At 52.2% G+C, this 19,793-nt stretch carries 19 protein-coding genes, 1 pseudogene and 1 riboswitch; of the genes and pseudogenes, 6 read left to right on the top strand and 14 right to left on the bottom strand.

Annotation, left to right across the window (positions count from 1 at the left end; all coding sequences use genetic code 11):
- Positions 1–53: 53 nt before the first annotated feature.
- Both GO007_RS04370 and GO007_RS04365 read right to left on the bottom strand, forming a co-directional pair.
- Positions 54–1,703 carry a sensor domain-containing protein gene (locus tag GO007_RS04370; protein ID WP_095095998.1) on the bottom strand — a complete coding sequence of 550 codons (1,650 nt, stop codon included), beginning with the start codon at positions 1,701–1,703 and terminating at the stop codon, positions 54–56.
- Between the two features lie 156 nt (positions 1,704–1,859).
- Complete coding sequence (locus GO007_RS04365) at positions 1,860–2,645, bottom strand: HAD hydrolase family protein (RefSeq protein WP_095095996.1); 786 nt, start codon at positions 2,643–2,645, stop codon at positions 1,860–1,862.
- A 460-nt stretch (positions 2,646–3,105) separates the two neighbouring features.
- Positions 3,106–3,180, top strand: a riboswitch (Fluoride riboswitch).
- Between the two features lie 339 nt (positions 3,181–3,519).
- Here GO007_RS04365 and GO007_RS04360 point away from each other — a divergent pair.
- The 3 genes from GO007_RS04360 to crcB are packed head-to-tail and all read left to right on the top strand — an operon-like array spanning position 3,520 to position 5,683.
- A complete protein-coding gene (locus GO007_RS04360; protein WP_095095993.1) occupies positions 3,520–3,948 on the top strand; it encodes an adenine nucleotide alpha hydrolase family protein in 429 nt (142 codons plus the stop codon).
- 14 nt (positions 3,949–3,962) lie between these two features.
- Entirely contained in the window at positions 3,963–5,249 is a 1,287-nt protein-coding gene (gene eno, locus GO007_RS04355) for a phosphopyruvate hydratase (protein ID WP_095095989.1), read from the top strand.
- Between the two features lie 59 nt (positions 5,250–5,308).
- Positions 5,309–5,683, top strand: coding sequence for a fluoride efflux transporter CrcB (gene crcB, locus GO007_RS04350; protein WP_095095986.1), 375 nt, complete (start codon positions 5,309–5,311; stop codon positions 5,681–5,683).
- A gap of 362 nt (positions 5,684–6,045) precedes the next feature.
- Here the strand turns inward: crcB and GO007_RS04345 are convergent.
- The 8 genes and pseudogenes from GO007_RS04345 to GO007_RS04310 form a co-directional block, all read right to left on the bottom strand.
- Positions 6,046–6,162, bottom strand: a pseudogene (locus tag GO007_RS04345) (porin); the annotation flags it as partial.
- Between the two features lie 141 nt (positions 6,163–6,303).
- A complete protein-coding gene (gene fucO, locus GO007_RS04340; RefSeq protein WP_095095983.1) occupies positions 6,304–7,455 on the bottom strand; it encodes a lactaldehyde reductase in 1,152 nt (383 codons plus the stop codon).
- Between the two features lie 17 nt (positions 7,456–7,472).
- Positions 7,473–7,925, bottom strand: coding sequence for a MaoC/PaaZ C-terminal domain-containing protein (locus tag GO007_RS04335; RefSeq protein ID WP_095095980.1), 453 nt, complete (start codon positions 7,923–7,925; stop codon positions 7,473–7,475).
- A gap of 21 nt (positions 7,926–7,946) precedes the next feature.
- Positions 7,947–8,279: an L-rhamnose mutarotase gene (locus GO007_RS04330; RefSeq protein ID WP_157349073.1), complete on the bottom strand. Its 333-nt coding sequence runs from the start codon at positions 8,277–8,279 to the stop codon at positions 7,947–7,949.
- Positions 8,280–8,298: 19 nt separating this feature from the next.
- Positions 8,299–9,201: a dihydrodipicolinate synthase family protein gene (locus tag GO007_RS04325; protein WP_095095977.1), complete on the bottom strand. Its 903-nt coding sequence runs from the start codon at positions 9,199–9,201 to the stop codon at positions 8,299–8,301.
- A 47-nt stretch (positions 9,202–9,248) separates the two neighbouring features.
- Complete coding sequence (locus GO007_RS04320; protein WP_095095974.1) at positions 9,249–10,118, bottom strand: amidohydrolase family protein; 870 nt, start codon at positions 10,116–10,118, stop codon at positions 9,249–9,251.
- Positions 10,119–10,137: 19 nt separating this feature from the next.
- On the bottom strand, positions 10,138–11,193 hold the full coding sequence (locus GO007_RS04315) for a Gfo/Idh/MocA family protein (protein ID WP_198389034.1): 1,056 nt from the start codon (positions 11,191–11,193) through the stop codon (positions 10,138–10,140).
- Between the two features lie 16 nt (positions 11,194–11,209).
- Positions 11,210–12,220: an L-rhamnose/proton symporter RhaT gene (locus tag GO007_RS04310; protein ID WP_095095971.1), complete on the bottom strand. Its 1,011-nt coding sequence runs from the start codon at positions 12,218–12,220 to the stop codon at positions 11,210–11,212.
- Positions 12,221–12,484: 264 nt separating this feature from the next.
- Between GO007_RS04310 and GO007_RS04305 the strand changes: the two genes are divergently transcribed.
- From GO007_RS04305 to GO007_RS04295, 3 genes are read left to right on the top strand one after another with little or no spacing between them, the layout of a single operon-like run.
- On the top strand, positions 12,485–13,627 hold the full coding sequence (locus tag GO007_RS04305) for an extracellular solute-binding protein (protein ID WP_095095969.1): 1,143 nt from the start codon (positions 12,485–12,487) through the stop codon (positions 13,625–13,627).
- A 2-nt stretch (positions 13,628–13,629) separates the two neighbouring features.
- A complete protein-coding gene (locus tag GO007_RS04300) occupies positions 13,630–14,784 on the top strand; it encodes a CaiB/BaiF CoA transferase family protein (protein ID WP_095095966.1) in 1,155 nt (384 codons plus the stop codon).
- A complete protein-coding gene (locus GO007_RS04295; RefSeq protein ID WP_095095963.1) occupies positions 14,784–15,905 on the top strand; it encodes a CaiB/BaiF CoA transferase family protein in 1,122 nt (373 codons plus the stop codon). The genes GO007_RS04300 and GO007_RS04295 overlap by 1 nt, the downstream gene beginning before the upstream one ends.
- 43 nt (positions 15,906–15,948) lie before the next feature.
- On the opposite strand, the gene GO007_RS29060 is transcribed toward GO007_RS04295, so the two are convergent.
- From GO007_RS29060 to GO007_RS04265, 4 genes are all read right to left on the bottom strand, one after another.
- Positions 15,949–16,686: an IclR family transcriptional regulator gene (locus tag GO007_RS29060; RefSeq protein WP_223261747.1), complete on the bottom strand. Its 738-nt coding sequence runs from the start codon at positions 16,684–16,686 to the stop codon at positions 15,949–15,951.
- Between the two features lies 1 nt (position 16,687).
- Positions 16,688–17,404: a FadR/GntR family transcriptional regulator gene (locus tag GO007_RS04275; protein ID WP_095095957.1), complete on the bottom strand. Its 717-nt coding sequence runs from the start codon at positions 17,402–17,404 to the stop codon at positions 16,688–16,690.
- Between the two features lie 405 nt (positions 17,405–17,809).
- Positions 17,810–18,817 (bottom strand): FecCD family ABC transporter permease, encoded by a 1,008-nt coding sequence (locus GO007_RS04270; protein ID WP_095095954.1) that lies wholly within the window; start codon positions 18,815–18,817, stop codon positions 17,810–17,812.
- Positions 18,814–19,770 (bottom strand): ABC transporter substrate-binding protein, encoded by a 957-nt coding sequence (locus tag GO007_RS04265; protein ID WP_095095949.1) that lies wholly within the window; start codon positions 19,768–19,770, stop codon positions 18,814–18,816. The genes GO007_RS04270 and GO007_RS04265 overlap by 4 nt, the downstream gene beginning before the upstream one ends.
- Between the last annotated feature and the right edge of the window lie 23 nt (positions 19,771–19,793).

The following is a 19,793-nucleotide window of genomic DNA, read 5'->3' as shown; positions in this document are numbered from 1 at the left end:
GCAGGCAGGCCTCTCGGGCCTGCTCGCAGCGTAGAGATGAAGAACCTGAGAGCCTACTTTTTTAATTGCTCAATAATCGTCGGCTTGCCAAAAAGAAATCCCTGAACTTCGTTACAGCCTTCATCTTCCAGAATTTTCAGCTGTTCCAACGTCTCAACCCCCTCGGCAATCAGCGGGGTGTTAATCGATTTACTGAGTGAGATCACCGCCCTCACGAAGGAGCGAACTTCGGAGTCATTCTCAATGTTTTGCAGAAAGCTGCGGTCCATTTTGATGAGGTCGAAATGAAATTCACGCAGCATGCTAATGGAGGAGTAGCCGGTTCCGAAATCATCGAGGGCGATACTGATCCCCATATTTTTTATTTGATAGAGAACGTTAAATACCAGCTTTTTATCGACAATAAACGCCGTCTCCGTCACCTCGAACTCAAGGAGGCTAACCGGGAAACAGGTTCTCATGAGAATGCCGCGGACATTGTCTATAAAATGGCGATGCCGCAGCTGCACCGGAGAGATATTTACCGAAACCTTCTTGTGAATCTTGTTCACTAACGCTTCGCGGCACACCTGCTCTAATACCCAATAGCCCAAGGGTATAATCGTTGCGCTCTCTTCCGCGACGGGAATAAATTCGTCAGGGTATATCAGCCCGAGTTCCGGATGCTGCCAGCGTAATAAGGCTTCATACCCCGTAACCTGCTGCCCGGAAATTGAGTGTTTTTCCTGATAATGGAGATAAAACTGGCCGTCTTTGATCCCCTGCCTGATATCTGAAATCATCTGATTACGCTTACGCGTTCGTTCATCCATTTCAGGCTCGTACCGGCATACCTTGTTGTCGATATCAGATTTGGCACGATACATCGCCAAATCTGAGTTGCTAATTAAGGTGTTAATATCGGAACCGTCGCGCGGGAAAATAGAAATCCCAATACTGGCGATGACTGAAACCGAAGTGCTGGCAAAATTGTGCGTTCCGGTAAAACAGCCCTGCAGTTTCTCGATAAAGAGGTCGAGGTCTTCGGCGGACTCAAACGGCTTTACCGCCACAAACTCATCGCCGCCAAACCTCGCCACGAGTTCATCATTCTTGACCATTTTAGTCACATTAGCCGAGACTCTTTGCAGGAGGAGGTCGCCAATAAGATGACCCTCAACGTCATTTATTTCCTTGAACTTATCAAGGTCTATAGTAAAGATCGCCAGCTGCGTATAGTTATTGCCCGCCATCAATCCTTCGACAAACGCAAAGAATGCCACCCGGTTAGGTAGCCCGGTAAGAGAATCATACCTCGCCATCCACGAAAGCTTATCAATCACTTCCTTATGCTCGGTAATATCCCGGGTTATTTTGGCAAAACCCAGTAAAGTACCATCATCATTTCTGATAGCGTCTATTACGACGTGCGCCCAAAAGGACGAACCATCTTTCCTGTAGCGCCACCCTTCTCCCTCAAATTTCCCGGTTTTCAGGGCGATCGCCAGATTTCTCGCCGGCTCTCCCGATTGCTGTTCGCCTTCGCTATAAAATATGCTGAAGTTACTGCCAATAATCTCTTTGCTGGAGTAGCCCTTAGCCCGGCGCGCGCCTTCATTCCAGCTGGCGATCGTGCCATCCAGATCCAGCATATAGATAGCATAATCTTTCACATTTTCAACGAAATGACGATATGAAATATCAGTTAACATTATGTTATCCATATAAACCAACCCAGAGGCGTAGCAGCATGTATGACAGAATCACAGGAGAAAAACGTGCAAATATGTTAATCACAATGTAACCCATCGCTACAGCTCTTTCCACAAGCATCTCTGACCAGTGGTTTCGCCGCCTCGGGCGCGGATGCAGAGGATGCTTTACTGGCCTATCCTGGCATTAAGAATCCTAAGCGCGCCATCCACAAATCCCTCTCCACCGGGGTATTTGCTAATCCAGCTGGGCAAAGCCGGCATTTCCTGTAACACTTTATTGACGGTGCTCATTCCTAAGCTTTTACGATAATACCGAAACATAGGCGCGTCATTGAGCGAATCGCCGCTGTAGTAGACAGAGGCTTGCTCATCTTGTTCTCGCAGAGCATAAAATTGCTGCAGAACTTTTCGGCTCATAGCCAGCTTGTCATACTGCCCCAGCCAGCCTAGCAGCCATAAATTATTAATGGTGTAACAGCAACCTTGTTGACGTAATTCGTCAACAAGCTGTTGTGTTTGTACAGGGGAATCAGGGAGCCTGAACGCAATACTGGTAAGGCGAAATTCCTGATCGTCAGATACCCGTGTCCATGGAAGCTTAAGCTGAATTATTTCCTGAATATCAGTGAGCCGTTGTTTATTGTTTAAAAACGCGGCCTCATGCCAGTAGTATCTCTGCACGCTATGACCGTCGGCGTTACGGGTGAGGAATAGCCCTCCATTTTCGGCAATAACGCCATCTACCGGCCACATTCTGGCCATTTGATCCGCCCATCCGGCGGAGGCTGCAGTCACAGGAATGACTTTAATTCCAGCATCCTGTAGCAGCTCAAGGCTTTCATAAGTCCGCGCCTGTAACCTTCCCCGATAGGTTAGCGTTTCATCCATATCGGTTAAAACAAAACGTATATCTCGTAGCTCTTCATTCTTTACGTCATCAATTAGTAGCATAAATCCTCCTTTTTTTGATACTAATATAGTTTGAGGGATAAGATTAATACCTGGTTCGCATTTGATATTCCTTACCGGCTCCGATGCCGGGCGTTCGCTATCGCTAATATCCGCGAAATTTATCACTAGCGCGTAGGGTATGTATTAAATTTATATACCATCGACAGCAACACCCTGATGAGAGAATAATGCAGATAATAGCAAAATAAGCGTCAGATTAATATTTAACCACAAATGGATATTAACCGTAAAAATAATCACGTAACGATGTAGGGCATCGATTTGAATATGGTCCCCTCGCATCCAGGCCCCTGCGAAGGCCACTTTTATTAAATGTCACCGGATGCGAATAAACTCAGCCATCGGTAAAAATCCCGATCGCTCCGCCGCCATAGCGGAAGAAAAACCGCCCCCTCGGCATCAATAAATATTGATTTAGCGAAAAGCGTCATATAAGCTCAAATGACAAGGTGATGGTGTTCCACCTTTCCCAACCGCCGGTTCTGTCGAACCGGATGATGACGCCTGATATACAACTGTTGCTGTTTCCTTTTAGGCATGTATGTCAGGTGTTGCTATGCAAAACATAATTGATTTTTCTGCACTTCCCACGACTTTCTCATCTGAAAGCGGCGCTCCCGTTCGCGTTTTTGTCCATGACAATCCTGACGGTAACAGGCCCTGCCGCGCGCCGGTTATTACCGGCTGGCTCGGCCATACCATCAGGCCCGTAAGGCCCTCTCATCTCGGGGAAATGCCCCCGAAAACCCAGTACATTCGGCCTAAATCCGACGTGACTCAGCCAGCTCAGCTGCAGGAAAAAGACGATCTTCCTTCGCTAACGCTTCGTTTCGCTTCGACTAAGGGGTGAGCTATGCACATCTACCGGCACGCATTGTTACTTGTTCAGAATGAAACCGACGGGCTGCTGCTGCTCCGGCATGCTGAACGCCTGGCAAAAGAGACGGCAATCCGCATCACGGTTGGCCATCTCAGCGCTGATTATCGGGAAATGGAGTACACCAGTGATTCACTCATCAAGGACCGCCAGTCGCGGGAAATTATCGATGCAAAGGAGATGCTGAGCCGCCTGGTGGAATCCTGCAGTATTGATATCAAAGTCAAATCCCTCGTCAGTATTCATCGCTTCAGAGACGTTGAAGACGTGGTGCAGCATGAGGATATCGATCTGGTCATGCTGGGGCATAAAAACCGCCTGTTCGGGGTGTATTCCTCGTTCTCGTGCGAATTTATCAACCATCTCTGCGTTGATGTACTGATTAAACATATACCTGCTCCTTAAAATAAGGTCATTGTATGAGCTATGAAATCGAAGGTGTAATCGCCAGAGAAATTCTGGACTCCCGGGGTAATCCAACCGTAGAAGTGGAGGTGACCTCTGCTGATGGCCGCGCTGCGCGGGCGTCAGTGCCTTCCGGCGCCAGCACGGGTTCCCGTGAGGCTATTGAGCGTCGCGACGGCGACAGGCGACGTTTTGGCGGCAAGGGAGTGCTGGATGCCGTGCACAGCATCAATACGGAAATTCACGATGCTCTGCGGGGCTACGACGTCCGCCGGCAGAAAGATATCGATAGCCGTCTGATTGCCCTGGACGGGACGGAAAATAAGGGCCAGATAGGCGCCAACGCCATTCTCGGCGTCTCGCTGGCGGTGGCTCGTCTGGCCGCACGGCTATCCGGTATCCCGCTGTACCGCTATCTGGGCGGCATCGGCGCTAATCTGCTGCCGGTCCCCTGCATGAATATTATTAACGGCGGGGTTCATGCCCGCTGGCAAGGCGCCGATTTTCAGGAGTTTATGATTGCGCCCTGGGGGGCCTCCTCCGTACGTGAGGCTATTCGCTGGGGTAGCGAGGTGTATCAGAATCTGCGTCAGGTTTTACTTGAAAAAGGCCTCTCCACCGGCGTGGGTGACGAGGGGGGATTTGCCCCGGTGGTCTCCTCCAACCGGCAGCCGCTGGAGCTGATTGTCGAAGCCATTAAGAAGGCCGGCTACCGGCCTGGCGAAGATATCGCGATCTGCGTGGACCCGGCATCCAGCGAGTTTTATAAAGATGGGAAATACACCCTGCGTACGGAAAATGCGCAGCTCAGTGCCGAGGAGATGACTCGTTACTATGAGCAGCTGGTGGAGGAGTTCCCGATTGTCCTGATTGAAGATGGCCTGGCGGAAGATGACTGGGCTGGCTGGAAAATCCTGAGCGACGCGCTGGGCGATAAAGTCGAGCTGGTTGGTGACGACATTTTTGTGACTAACGTGAAATACATTCAGCGCGGCATTGATGAGAACCTGGCCAACGCGGCGCTGATTAAGCTCAATCAGATCGGCACCCTGAGTGAGACGATTGCGGCTGTACAGCTGTGCCAGGACCACGGCTGGGGGACCTTTATTTCGCACCGCAGCGGGGAAACCGTGGACAGCTTTATTGCTGATATGACCGTAGGACTTCGCGCCGGGCACCTGAAAACCGGCGCCCCCAGCCGCGGGGAGCGGATTGAGAAATACAATCAGCTGATGCGAATTGAAGATGAGCTGGGCGATGCGGCCGTCTTTGCGGGTAAGTCCGCCTTTAAAAAACGCTAACCCCGCGGCCGCTCTCCTCTGGAGTCAGCGCCGACGCTCCCGTATATCTGTGAGGTTTTATGTATAAATCATTATTCGCGGTGGTTATCGGCGGATCGCTGGGCTGCGTGATCCGCTGGGTACTCTCCATGCGTCTTAATGGCTCCTTTCCTAATCTGCCGCCCGGTACCCTGCTGGTTAACCTGATTGGCGGCTTTATTATCGGACTTGCTCTGGCCTTTTTCGTCAGGCAACCGCATCTTGATCCGGCGTGGAAGTTTTTTATTACCACCGGGCTGTGCGGCGGCATGACGACCTTTTCCACGTTTTCCGCCGAGGTTGTGGTGCTGCTTCAGAACGGTAATTATTCGTGGGCCATCATTTCGGTACTGGCGCATGTCTTTGGTTCACTACTGATGACCGCTGCCGGCTTTTTGGTCATGACGGTGATATAGAGGAAATATCTCCGTTCTTTCTGTCGAGGAGCGGAGAATCAGCTATCTGCCGTTATTCCGCGCACTCAGGTGCCGGAGAGACAGATTCATTAAGCGCGACCAGCTCGTCCTTCGGCTGAAGATTAATGATCTCCCGCATGTGGCTGCCCTCTTCACATTTGTTTATGGTTTTGCGGCGGATGGGTAAAGAAGCGATCCTTACCTACGCAACGAATGCGGATGGAAGAAGAAAGACAAAGACAATGCGGACTGGAGGGGTCGTGTTTAAGCCCGCTTTTAGGCGGCTTATTTATCGCCCTGTTCTCACCGATAAAAATGCCTGCCAGGAGGGTTACCTGGCAGGCATCGCACAAGAAAATGCTTCAGATCAGCCCCCCCGCAATGATGTTGTCGGTGCTGATACTGGCATCTTTAGGGAACGGCTTGTCATCCAGCAGGTTGATTTTATAGTCCACATAGGTGGACATGTTTTTATTGAATTGAAGGAGTCAGTCGCGCCTACGCCAAATCCTTCATACTCATAGGTGAAGCCAGACCCCAACCATCGCCATGACCTTTGGCCAGATCGAGGTTCTCTTCTTTAACCCTGATACCGGGCGGCGATGTATCAGGAAAAGCTGCTACATCGCCTGCCGGTAGAGCTCTTTGATCTCTTCCAGAGAAGCTTTTCGTGGGTTTCCACCCGTACAGACATCCTCCAGAGCGGCCTGCGCCAGCTGAGGAATATCCGCACGGTTTGCACCCGCGAGGGTAAGCCCCTGAGGAATACCCACCTCGCGGCACAGCGCGCGCACGGCATCCACGGCCATTCTGCGAGCATCGGCAAGGCTTACGCTCCGGGCATTATCTACGCCCATCGCTTCGGCAATATCGCGATATTTTTCTCCGGTACAATCGGCATTCCATTCCATGATGTGGGGCAGCAGAATCGCGTTGGCGACACCGTGCGGCATGTTATAGAACGCGCCTAGCGGGTGCGCCATTCCATGAACCAGACCTAACCCCACGTTGGAAAATCCCATTCCGGCAATATATTGTGCCAGCGCCATCCCCTCGCCGCCTTCGGGTTTGCCGGCAACGGAAGCAGCAAGGCTGCGGGAGATCAGCGAGATCGCTTTCAGATGCAGCATATCCGTCATTTCCCATGCCCCGAGCGTAGTGAATCCTTCAATTGCATGGGTCAGCGCATCAATCCCGGTTGCGGCTTTTAATGCAGGCGGCATGGTGGCCATCATGTCGGAATCAATAATAGAAACCAGCGGAATATCGTGTGGGTCGATACAGACGAACTTACGCCGCTTCTCTTCATCGGTGATGACGTAGTTGATGGTCACTTCCGCAGCGGTACCTGCCGTGGTCGGCACGGCAATAATCGGCACGCTGGGTTTTCGGGTAGCGGCAAATCCTTCCAGGCTACGAACATCGGCAAATTCTGGGTTGTTGATAATAATCCCGATGGCTTTACAGGTATCCTGTGGCGATCCGCCGCCAATGGCGACCAGGTAATCAGCTGACGCCTGTTTAAATACCTCAACCCCCTTCTGCACCATCGCAATGGTTGGGTTAGGCAGAACATCGGCAAAAACGTCAAACTCCAGCCCGGACTGCGCCAACAAGGAGGTGACTTTATCCACCGCGCCGCACTCCACCAGTACCCGGTCCGTCACCACCAGCCCTTTCTTGTACCCCCGGCGCTTCACTTCATCGACAATATGGTTAATTGCCCCGGCGCCGAACCAGGCCGTTTCGTTAAGTATCATTCGATAGGTCATAGTTCACTCCTTTTGATTTAATCCGCAAGATCCCGTTTTTCCACCAGCAGCACGTGCTGCGTCGCCATCACGCACTCATTGCGTTGATTAACGACCTCCAGCTTCTCCGTTACAAAGCCATATTTCGCATTACGCGGATGATCGCGTTTTTCGCTAATAGAAATATTGACCCGAATGGTATCGCCAATAAAAACCGGATGTGGGAAACGTAATTTTTCATAGCCATAGGTCATTGCTTTAGAATTAATAATCCCTGCGCTCATCCCAACAGCGACGGAAAACGTCAAGGTGCCGTGGGCAATACGCTGGCCGAAAGGCTGAGTTTTACACCATTCCGTATCCATATGATGAGGATAAAAGTCGCCGGTCTGCCCGGCATGTATAACAATATCGCTTTCGGTAATGGTACGCCCCACTGTTGTTCGACATTCAGACAGGGAGAAATCTTCGAAATATTTATCGATAAACATAATTCTTACCTCGACAGGCGATTACTCCAGGTGATAAACCTCTTCCATTGATGCCCACAGCTCCCCGTCTTTTCTGTTTTCAAGGGGCGTCAGGCACGGAACACACTCGCCCCACCAGCGCTGCGTCACCGGGTCAGCGGCCATCTTCGCCATATCTTTTTGATAATCATCACCGTGATATTCGTAATAGCTAAATAACCAGCCATTTTTGAAGTAGATTGAGTAATTAGAAATATTACAGGCCTTAATCATGGCGTTTACTTCCGGCCAGGGATTTGCATGCAGTTGCGCATAGTAAGCATATTTTTCAGGTTTGACCTGAATCACGCCGGCGAACCGTTGGATCGTTTTCATATTAACCTTCATAAATTAATCAGATAATGGCGCTGTGCTTCAGCACCTCACGGATTTTAATTTTCCGCGCTTCGCTTAATGGCCCGGTGGGGCGCAGTGAATTAACCGGCACATCGAGACCTGTCAGCTGCAACGCATATTTAATGACGTTATAAAAAGGCACATCCAGGCCATAAAGCGGCGGGAGCCAGGAGAGCCGCTGCTGTAGCGCGACCGCTTCACTCAGCTCCCCATTACGCCAGTGCTGATAAATACCGCAGGTCAGTTCCGGGGCAAAGTTAGCGCTGGCGGGGATCGCGCCGTCACCGCCTAAAATTAACGTACCGAACAGATATTCATCGTAACCGGAGAATACGGCAAAACCAGGGCGCAGCGGTTTAACCGCATGAATCACTTCACGGATATGATTTAAGGTATCAACGGTATCCTTCAGCCCCACGATATTCGGACACGCCAGGGCCAGACGCTGAATACAGGAGACGGGAATAGCCTGTCCGGTCAACGCCGGAAAGTTGTACAGCAGGATAGGCAGCGGCAGTTGTTCAGCAATATAGCGGAAATGTTCGAACAGGTACTCTTCGGCCAGCGGGTTATACCACGGGTTGATAACCACCACGCCATCCGTTCCCGCCTCCAGCGCTTTGCGGCCAAACTCAATCGTCGCCTGCGTGCCCGGGCAAGAGATGCCAACCAGCACCGGCTTGCGGCCCGCGACGTACTCAATACAGAACTGCATCACTTCCAGACGCAAGCTGTCCGACATATGGGCGAATTCGCCTGCGCTACCGAGAAAGAAAAGGCCATCCACGTCGCTGGCAAGCAGATGGTCAATCAGCCGCGACATCGCCGGTCGATCTAACTGCTCGTGCTCATCAAACAACGTCGGGACCGGGGGGATAATACCGCTGAATGTGGTACTCATATATCACTCCTGATGTGCTAAAGATATCGGTTAAAGAGACTCCAGCATCACGCTTCCGTTAACCGATAGAGTTGCTGCGCATTGCGGTTAAAAAAGCGCTCTTGCCAGGCGCTTCCCTGCCCATCGGTGATGCGTATAAGCGTGTTGACCCACGGGATCAGCCCTGTATTCAACGAACAGACCGGAAAATTGCTGGCGAACATAACCCTGTCGGCGGAGAACGTTGCAAGGCACTGCTCCACAACCGGCCGAACCCGCTCGCAATCCTCGCCAGCAGGGATATTGACGCCGGAGACTTTGCACCAGACGTGCTGCAGCTGCGCCAGCCTGCGCAAACTTCGCCGCCAGTTCGCCGCGTAGTTCGCGTCTTCCGCCAGGCGAACGCTATCAACATTGCCCATATGATTTAAAACCAGGGGAGTTGACGTCCGTTCAGCCAGCGCCACTGCATCCGCCATATCTTCATTGCGCAGGCATACCTCAAAACAGAGCCCCGCATTACCCAGCGCATTAACATTATTGATAAAGGCAGAGGTCAGGCAGGCTCCAGACGGCTGGCTGGCGACGTGCAGTACGTGACGTACGCCCTTTACCGCCGGGTGACGCGCGTCTGAGGTCAGCCATCGCGATACCGCATCGGGCTGCTGCAGGTCGAGCGAGATAATGCCTCCCTCAACAAAATTCGTCGGGTCTGCGCATAGCTCGCGTAAAAACAGGCTTTCCGCCCCGCGCTGGTCGGGGACGACGTCGACTTCAACGTACAACGCGCGATCGATACACCACGTATCCTGATCGATCAACGCGCGATAATCCTGCCAGCTAACATCATGATTCAGCGCCGGAACCTCGCTTAGCCACGACAGACGAAAACGCGACAGATCCCAAAGATGGAGATGGGTATCGGTAATGTGCAACATGCCGGACCTCCCGTAGTAATCAGTATTTCACCGCAGTGGCACCGCTAGCGCTTGACTGGTAGCAGGCTTCAACGACGCACATGGTTTTCCACGCATCGTTGATCTCGTTAAGCCAGACATAATCCGGGTCTTCGAGTTTGCACTGCAGGCCAGCCATCGGGCCAATAAAGGCATCCGGGAACCAGGTCCCTTCAACGGGCAGGGTTCGCCACCCTTTGCCATCATCAAGGATAAATTCGAATTTATCGTCAGCGCCCTGCGGATAATTCAAAATAACCCCAATCTGAATTTTAATCGCGCCTTTGGTCCCTTCTATTTTAAAGAAACACTCCTGCTTATCCGGCGCATAATCATGGCCGTGGTTAGTATGAATATTGGCGCGAATAACATCGCCGTAGTCCATAATGATCGACGAGCGAGTTTGCGCCAGCGCCATCATTTTAGGATGCTTCATGGTTTTACAGTAAACGGACTGCGGATCGCCGAGGAAGAAACGGATGGCATCAATATAATGGATGCTGTGGTAATTAACCTCCATTCGTTGTTTCTCAAATAAAAATTTCCATAAATTCCACGGTGTCTGGCAAATAACGCGCATTTCAACATCATGAATATCGCCCAGCAGACCTTCATCAATCATTTTTTTCGCGGCAATCATAAAGGGTGCGCGACGTAGCTGGAAATTAATACCGGCAGTGATATTTTTCTCATGACAACAATCAAGAATAGCTTTGGCCTGCTCAAGGGACTCGCCCATCGGTTTTTGAATAAGCGCACCAACGTGGGAGGGTAATTTTTGTAAAATAGGCAGAATCTCAGAAGCTGGTACGGCGATATCAAATACGCAGCCCTCGGACTGCGCCAGGACGATCAGTTCATCAATAGTCTGGCAGGCATGAGGGATATCCCACTGGCTGGCCACGCTCTGCGCTTTCTGATAATCCCGATCGTACAGACCGAGAACCCGAAACCCGGCTTTACTATAAGCAGGTAAGTGCGAGTCGGTGACGATCCCACCCGCGCCGATAATGACGACGGGTTTACTGCGTTGCGGCATGTTCAGTTGCATTGTCATTTCTTTATCCTCTTTTCTAAGCTAATCCGTTGGCGTATCCGACGATAACGACGGAGAGAACTAAAATCACATTACCCAGAAGCATAACTTTTTTAGGTTTTTCATATCCTTGCCATTCACCCGTTTTCAGCCCCCATCCGTTGGAAATAATCAGCGCCCCTGACAGGAACGCTATCCAGCCGATGACCGGTCCGAGGTCGCCCAGCAGCGCCGTTGACTTGGCATATAATCCCAGCGCGGCGAACCAAATCCCCCCGGTCAACAACGCTTTAAACCATGCGAAGGACGAACCTGGTCGGGAAAAGTCGCTGAAGGTATTGTTTTTTCTCAACACCCACAGGGCGTAGCCAATATTGGAAATAAAGCCGCCGGATGCAAAAACGATGACGTAGGCGATCAGGCTGGCACTGACCGGATTAATACCATCCTCTACCGCCAGCGCGCTGGCCCGACTGGCGTAGGTATAGCCGACGTTCATCGCTGCGGTACCAAACCCGGAGGCCAGCGCCATTAGCAGGCCGCTGACGAATTTGTCATTTTTAACCCGCGACTCATCCCGCTGTGACTCTTTATCTTTAAGAATACCGGCTTTAGTAATCACCCCCACGCCAATCAGCATCACCGCCATTCCTGCCAGCAGCCAGATCAGTGAATTAGCGGGCGGAATTTTATTAAGGATGAATAGTGGAATTAATGAACCGAGAGAACATCCCACACCGGTATTGATCCCGACGGTCAGAGACATGCCGATATTATCAATACCTTTACCGTACCAAATGGCGCTGATGCCCCAGAGAAAACCGCAGGCGGCAGCGATAGATAAAATCCAGGCGGGCGTCATCAGGATATACTTTAAAAATCCGGGAACTTCAATCCACGTCCAGACAATAGGAATGATTAATATGCCGATAATGGAAAATATCACCCAAAAGGCTTCCCAGGAAAATGGTCGATAGTTTTTCATACCGAGACCAAAGCTTCCCTGGAACATACAAGCGATCATCAAGACAAAAAATCCCGCTAACATAGAACTCTCCTGTTAATTAGATTGTGTACTCAAGGATTTTCTCACCACAATGTTCACATATGTGAATTAATGACCACAAATATAAACTAATAGAAAACTAATCCTCGTTTTTTTTATGGTCAACCGAAAAAAAAGATCAATTATTATTTTTCAAGGCCGATCACAATTTCACCTAATCTGACTACAAAAGTATCAGTAGCTATGCCCCAATGGTAGCGCGGTAGTACCAATTTTATGTGAAGCTCATTGCAAAAAGGAGTTCTTATGATGACGTTGAGGGGCATTACCTGGGGTCATAGCCGCGGGTTTACATCCGTAATGGCCACCGCGCAGCGGTTCAGCGAGCTAAATCCGGATGTCGAAATTGTGTGGGAGAAACGTTCATTGCAGGCGTTCGCCGATGGCGATCTTGATGAACTGGCGCGGCTTTATGATCTGCTGGTTATTGACCATCCGTGGGCGGGGTTTGTCGCAGAGAAAGCGATCCTTTTACCTCTGCAGGACCATTTACCAAAAGCGTACCTTGACGATCAGGCAGCAAACTCGGTGGGCGGCTCTCATGAAAGCTATCTTTTCAACGGCTTCCAGAGCGCTCTGGCCATTGATGCGGCAACGCCTGTCGCCGTCTATCGGCCGGACCACCTGCAACAGGGGCAATTCGCCCTGCCGAAAACCTGGCAAGACCTGCTCGCCCTGGCCCGCACCGGAAAGGTCATTTATGCCGGGATCCCGATCAACTTATTGATGGACTTTCTAATGCTCTGCGCCACCCGCGGCGGCGCCTGGTTTGACGAGGAGAGTATCGCCAGCCGCGACACTGGCATCGAAGCGCTTGAAGCGCTGCGCGAACTGGCCAGCCACTGTTCAAAAGAGATTTTTGACTACGACCCTATCGCCGTTCATGAACAGCTTTCAACACGCGATGCCTGGAGCTACTGCCCATTCGCCTATGGCTATTCAAACTATTCCCGCGCCGGTTATGCCCGCTATCTTCTGAAGGCAACGGATGTTGTCTCCTGGCACGGCAAGCCGCTGAAGACCATTCTCGGCGGGACCGGGCTGGCGATTTCCGCAAAATGCCGGCATAAAGAAGCGGCCCTCGCCTACGCCAGCTATACCGCTTCGGCGGAGGTGCAGAAAACGCTCTTCTTCGATAACGGCGGCCAACCGGGTCATCGCGGAGCCTGGCTTGATGAAGAAGTGAATCGCCGCAGCCTGGATTTCTTCATCGACACCCTGCCCACTCTCGACCGCTCGGCTAAGCGTCCACGCTACAGCGGCTTTTTGAGCTTTCAGGATCATGCCGGCGATCTGGTGCGAGAGTATGTCATGAACGGCGGTAACGGCGGCGCCGTTTTCGCCAGCCTGAACGCGCTTTATCAAAAATCACGCAGCTTAATGGAGTAATTATGCTTCCTTTAACAGGTTTAGTGGTACTGGACTTCAGCCAGTTTCTGGCCGGGCCTTCCGCTGCGCTACGCCTGGCGGATATGGGGGCCAGGGTCATCAAAGTGGAACGTCCCCGCGGCGGGGACGCCAGCAGAAACCTGAGTCTTAACAATCAGTGGATCAATAACGACAGCCTGCTTTTTCATACCATTAATCGCGGTAAAGAGAGCTACACGGCCGATCTGAAGGACTCTCGGGAGCTGGCGCAGGTTAAGCGACTGATCGCGCAGGCCGATATTCTTATCGAAAATTTCCGCCCCGGCGTAATGGACAAAATTGGCCTTGGCTATGAAGAAGTCAAGCAACTCAATCCGCGGCTGGTCTATGCCTCGGTCACCGGATACGGTACCGAGGGACCGTGGGTTAAAAAGCCCGGTCAGGATCTGCTGGTGCAGGCCATGTCGGGCCTCACGTGGCTAAACGGCAACAAGGACCAACCGCCGACGCCATTTGCACTATCGGTTGCCGATTCGCTTGCCGGGGCGCATCTGGTGCAGGGTGTCCTGGCCTGCCTGATCCGCCGCGGTAAGACCCGATCCGGCGGGCGGGTTGAAGTCAGCCTGATGGAGTCACTGCTCAGCATGCAGTTTGAAGTGCTGACCACCTGGCTTAACGATGGACACCGTGCGCCCTGCCGCAGCGCGGACAATAACGCGCATGCATATCTCGCTGCGCCTTACGGCATTTATGCCACCCAAAAAGGCTATATCGCGCTCGCAATGGGCTCGGTGGTCAAGCTGGGCGATATTTTGCGTTCTTCAGCACTCAGCGAATACAGCGAACCGGACGAGTGGTTCAGCCGCAGGGACGAGATCAAGCGCGTGATTGCCGGGATTCTGGCCTCTGAAACCGCCGCTTTTTGGCTGGAACGACTCGAGGGAGCCGGCTACTGGTGCGCTGAGGTGAGCGACTGGTCAACCCTGACGGCAAGCGAGGGATTCCGCGCACTGGGCATGACTCACGATGTTCAACTCGATGACGGTAAAACAATCGTTATGCTGAAATCGCCGCTGATCTTCAACGGTGCGCGCACCTCCTCCTCCCGCCCCGCGCCAGCTTTAGGGACGCATACGGCGCAGATTCAGGCCGATTTTCACTTACTGGAGGCTGATTGATGAAACCACTAACAGGTATTAATGTGCTGGACTTCAGCCAGTTTCTTTCTGGCCCATCGGCTGCGCTTCGCCTCGCCGATTTAGGGGCCAGCGTAACGAAAATTGAAAATCCGGACGGCGGCGATATCTGCCGTAAGCTCTATATTTCCGAGCTGCAAATTGATGGTGACAGTTCGCTGTTCCACGCCATTAACCGCAATAAGAAAAGCATCACCGTTAATCTCAAAGACGAGGGGCAAAAAAACGCCCTGCGCCCGCTAATTGAACAGGCGGACGTGGTTATCTTTAATTATCGTCCAGGTGTCTCAAAGCGCCTCGGTCTGGACTATGCATCGCTGCATGAAATCAATCCCGGTCTGGTTTACGGTGAAATTTCCGGCTACGGCGATAGCGGTCCCTGGGTTTCCCGTCCGGGTCAGGATTTACTGGTGCAGGCGCTTTCTGGCTTATGCTGGCTCAATGGCAATCAGGATCAGCCCCCGCTTCCCTTTGGTCTTTCCGTCTGCGATATTTTCGCCGGAGAGTATCTGGTTCAAGGGCTTATGGCCGGGCTGGTACAAAGGGCCAGCAGCGGTGCCGGGTGCCTGGTCCAGGTGAGCCTGCTGGACACCATCCTCGACCTGCAGTTTGAAGTCTTAACCACCTGGTTGAACGATGGTCAGCAGCCGCCGGTCAGAAGTGCGGTCAATAATGCCAACGCCTACATTTCTGCGCCCTACGGCATTTATCCCACCGCCGATGGCTTTATCGCACTGGCGATGGCGCCGATTCCCGTTCTGGGGAACCTGCTGGCATGCCCGGCACTGCTTGAGTTTAACCAGCCGCAGGAGTGGTTCAACCGTCGGGATGATATCAAACGGATCCTGCTGGAACACTTGCGGCATAAGAAAAGCGAGGAGTGGTTAAACATTCTGGAGGCGGAAGATATCTGGTGTGCGCAGGTGATGGACTGGCCGCAGTTAATTGCCAGCGAAGGCTTCCAGTCGCTGAAGATGCTACAGGAAGTCCGGTTGAAGAGCGGAAAAACCCTGCAAACCACCCGCTGTCCAATAAAAATCAACGGCGAGACCTTCACCAGCTTCGTCGGCGCACCGCCGCTTGGCGCGGATAATCCTGGATAATGATGTCACAGGCAGATGACCGGGACATTCCCGGTCACCGTAGCTATTGCGCCAGAACCCGGCACTCTTTCATCACCGCAAGCACATCATCAAGCGCCAGCGACTCCCACTCGTAGGCCAGAACGGTCACGCTAAAAGCCGCCACCATTTTTCCAGCAGAAGAGTAAATGGGCAGCGCAATACAGGCTGCGCGTTCGTTGGCCTCTCGTTGCTCAAGCGCGTAGCCCTGCTGGCGCACCTGGCGTAGTTCAGCCAGTAATACCGGCAGCGTACCAATCGAGTTAACCGTCATTTTCTCCAACGGCGTCTCACCATAAAGCTGCGTAATCTCTTCATCGCTGTATTGGCTCAGCAGAGTTTTGCCAACGGCGGTGCAGTGCGCCGGGAGATGGTTACCGATATGGCGCATTAATGAGAGATCGTCCTGGGCGAGCGCTTTCGCCAGATAAACCACCTGCCTGCCGTCCAGAATCGCCGCGTGGCTGGTTTTGCCCAGTCGTTTGCTCAGAAATGCGGTCAGCAGCCGCAAATCGCGGACCAGATCGGTGCTTTCAATGCAGTTAGCGGCAATTTTAATCAACGCCAGACCAGCGTGATACAGGCGCGTATCCGGCATATACAGCAGATAATCGTTATCAAGAAACTCCTGAATCAGGCTATGGGCGGAGCTTCTGGGGATATCGAGGCTGGTTTGCAGATCGGTGAAGCTCAGTCCCTCGCGATGGCTGGCAATCAGCTCCAACAGGCGGAAAGATCTCTCCGCAGATTTAACTCTGGCCATATTATTTGTCTTTATTATCCGCGATGCGATCGTAAAATTTGCGCGAAGACTGATAGAAGGACTTCAGATTTTTACGCAGCTGGACCTTATCTCGCTGGATAAAGGCCTCATGAATGCTCAGCCGCAGCTTAAAGCTATGCGCCATCGCACCATCAGCGTTAAGCAGCTTGCGCGAGAAGTCTTTACGCAGCATCACGATGGTCTGCATCAACTTGTCATAAATCTGGTTACCGCACAGACGGCCCATCAACAGGTCGTATTCATCAAGCAGCTGGTGATAGGCTTCCGGTTGACCGTCCTGGACAATAAGCTCCGCCATCTGGTCAATTATCGACTGGAAACGAATAAGATTGTCATGGTTCACCACGCCGATCGCGGTGAGATACACCTCTTCTTCGATAAGCTTCCTCGCGGCATAGATTTCATCGAGGTTGTGAATCTCTTTATGGAAGATCCAGGTCATCGTCTCTTCAGGAAGCTGCGGTTTGTTTTCGCAGACATAGCTGCCATCGCCTGGTTTTATCTCAATAAGCCCGATCAGCGATAGTGCGCGCAGCGCTTCACGTACCCGGCTGCGCGTGACGTTGAACATCTCCCCCATCGCCCGTTCGTTCGGCAAGCGCTGGCCGGGTCTGAGCTTTCCGGAGGTGATCTGCAAAGCGATCTGCTCCATAATCTGCTCGGTAAGCGTGGTTTTCTTCAGTGCTGTCACATCCATGATATTTTCCGTATGCGGACAAGGTTCATATCTATGAATTTACGTAAGCCATGTCCGTTGTGCAACACTTTGATGTTCACTATTCCAGCAGGATCGCAGATGCAAAACCGGGCGTTTTAAAGCGAAGAGCAGAACCGGGCGTTTTAAAGCGAAGAGCAGAACCGGGCGTTTTAAAGCGAAGAGCAGAACCGGTTACAAGAAGAAAGATACGCTAATGCATGACTGCGGGGTGATTAATCCGTCGTGAATTTATCGCTCATCGCAGATGCCTGTAAATAATCAGACAATGCCGGCAAGGCGCTGTGAATCGACAGGTATTTGATGATTGAAATTGAAAATATCCATTTATCAATACACCAACCCGATAAGATAAAAACGCCAGGCCGGTGCCCGGCGTTGATAGGTTTATGAACGGCTTCTGGCCAGCAGGATAATAATAAACAAGCCGCCTATTCCTGCAGTAATGATCCCAATCGGCAGCTCCTGCGGGGCTAACAGCGTCCTGCTGACGATATCGCCGCCGCACAAAAGCGCCGCCCCCCATAGACCGCATAAAGGAAGCAGCAGCAGATGCTTAACGCCGGAAAAGTAGCGGCACATATGCGGAACCATCAGCCCGATAAAGCCAATCACCCCGGTTAAAGCCACCAGCAGCGAAGTTGCCAGCGCACAGCAGAGGAAAACCTCCATCCGCAGGCGGCTGACGTTAATGCCCAACGACTGCGCCGTTTGCTCACCGGCCAGTAAACCATCCAGCGAGCGCCAGCGTAACAGAATAAAAGCGCTGAGAAATAGCAGGCTAAATATGGCATAAGGTAAATTATCCCAACGCGCGAGACCGAGGCCCCCCAGCGACCAAAACAGCACCGAGCTGGCGGCCCGCTGATCGCCGGAGAAAATCAGATAGCTGGTCAGCGCACCGAATAAAAAGGAGATAGCCAGCCCGCAGATCACTAAGTGTTCGGCGCCACGCTGCTTTTTAAAATGGAACAGCAGCATCACCGCCACCGCGGAGCAGATACCGCCGACAAACGCCGATACCGGCAGCGTCAGCGCGCCAAGCCGCTCACCGAATCGGGTAATCACCAGTACCGCCCCCGCCGAAGCGCCGGAGGAAAGTCCGAATAAAAAAGGATCGGCCAGATCGTTGCGCGTGGTGGTCTGCAAAAGCCCGCCAACCATAGCCAGCACGGCTCCCGCCAGCACCGATAGCAGCGTTCTTGGCACACGTAAATCAATGACGATGCGGCTGACCATCTCAGAAACCGGCACATCAAGAAGCAGTAAGGCACCCAGGACCTGCTCCAGCGATAGCGGCGCGCTGCCTTTGGCAACGCTGAGCAGCATCAATCCGGCTAATACTGGCACAGCGCCCCACATTGCCCAGTAGTAGCGACATTGAGTACCACTCATTGGTTGGCCGCTGGATACATCGCATGAGCCAGTTTTTCGGCCGCTTTAATATTTGCCGGACCAGGCGTCAGTTCAGCGTACTGCAGCTTCAGATAACGCTGATTCTTCACCGCCGGAGTCTGCTTCATTAACGGATGATTTTCGAGGAAGTGACGCAGCGAATCCGCTCCGCTACCGGTCTGATAATCGAGAAGAATAATAAAGTCGGGCTCTGCCGTCGCGACGCTCTCCCAGGAGGTTGTTCCCCAGCTGATATCCAGCCCGTCCATCACGTTTTTGCCCCCCGCTGCTTCGATAATGGCGGTCGGCATAGCGTATCGACCGCTGGTAAAGGGCTTATCTTCGCCAGAATCATAGACAAACACTTTCAATGGCTGAACGCCTGGCGGCGGCTCAGGCAGTTCATCCAGCGTTTTTTTCCAGCCATCGACCAGCGCCTGCGCCTCATGCTGTTTGCCGAAAATCTTGCCCAGCGTCAGCTCGTCGTTATACAGCAGGTCCATGCTTGCTTTGCGCTTATTGTCAGCGGTAAATACGCAGCTCTCGCTCAAAACAAATGTCTTGATGCCGTATTTATCGAGCACGGAAGGCGTGACCTCTCCGCCGACTTTCATCCCGTAATTCCAGCCCGCGAAAAAGAAGTCGGGATTAGCCGCCAGCAGCGTTTCCAGAGAGGGATATTTAGGCGCAAGCTCGGGAATTGAACCCATCTCCTTTTTAAATTCCGGGGTCATTTTGTACCAGCCGGTAATACCGGTTAACCCAACGATACGGTCCTGCAACCCGAGAGCAAAAGCCATTTCAGACATATTAAGGTCGTGTATTACCGCCCTTTTCGGCGCTTGTGTAAACGTCACCGGCGTCCCGCAGCTGTCAATGGTGACGGGATAATCAGCAGCGTTTGCCGCGGAAACGGATAGAACAGCCATCATGCCTGCAAACCATTTATTCATTATTCTTTGTCCTCAGAAATTTA

This window comes from Klebsiella sp. 10-1, from assembly GCF_009758445.1.
In the GTDB taxonomy this organism is placed as follows: domain Bacteria; phylum Pseudomonadota; class Gammaproteobacteria; order Enterobacterales; family Enterobacteriaceae; genus Klebsiella; species Klebsiella scottii.
The sequence above is the reverse complement of the archived record's forward strand: the minus strand, read 5'-3'. Positions and strand labels throughout refer to the sequence as shown.